We start from the raw sequence: 634 nt of genomic DNA, 5'->3' as shown, positions 1-634 counted from the left end.
GATATATCGCTGGTGCCGGCTGACAGAGCTTTTAGCAAACCGCTTTGATTAGAAAAGTAGTCATTCGATGCCGTCTCGATAGATACAACATCATTGTCACTGATTATCCAGCTTACTTCTTGGGTGAGATCTTTGCTGCTGTTATCGGAGTAGTCTGCAATGGCACTCAGTTGCAGTTCATCGTTAACGTTTATCGCGCTAGCAGGGCTGGTAATAGCAATAGAACTTAGTATTGCGTCCGTCACTGTGAAGGTTGCGCTGGACGATAGGCCTTCAAAGCTGGCGCTGACACGTGTACTACCGGGGGCAACGGTACGAATTAGTCCTGGGCTATCTACATTATTGTCGACAGTAATAAGTTGATTGTCTTCGCTTTGCCAGGTGACGAGGTGGGTGATGTCTTTAGTCGATGCATCGGTATATAAGCCACTTGCTTTGACTTGTTCTGTAAACCCAGCCGGAATACTTGTGTTATCGCTCGTCAGTGATATTGATTGAAGTGTCGCACTTGTTACTGTCACTAAACTAATACCACTGATTCCCTCTAGTTCGGCAGAGATCAGGGCTTCGCCTTCTGCATTAGCGCTGATAACCGGAGCGCTAGGGCTTTCTACGCTTGCAACAGTACTAGAGC

The 634-nt window shown here is 47.0% G+C and carries 1 protein-coding gene; it reads right to left on the bottom strand.

All coding sequences use genetic code 11. The features are described 5' to 3' along the window. The coding region (locus A3761_RS01790; RefSeq protein ID WP_197472731.1) for an Ig-like domain-containing protein at positions 1–634 on the bottom strand (634 nt) is incomplete at both ends.

This window comes from Oleiphilus sp. HI0123 (genome assembly GCF_001635315.1).
Note: the sequence above shows the minus strand (reverse complement) of the source record. Positions and strands in the feature narration are given on the sequence as shown.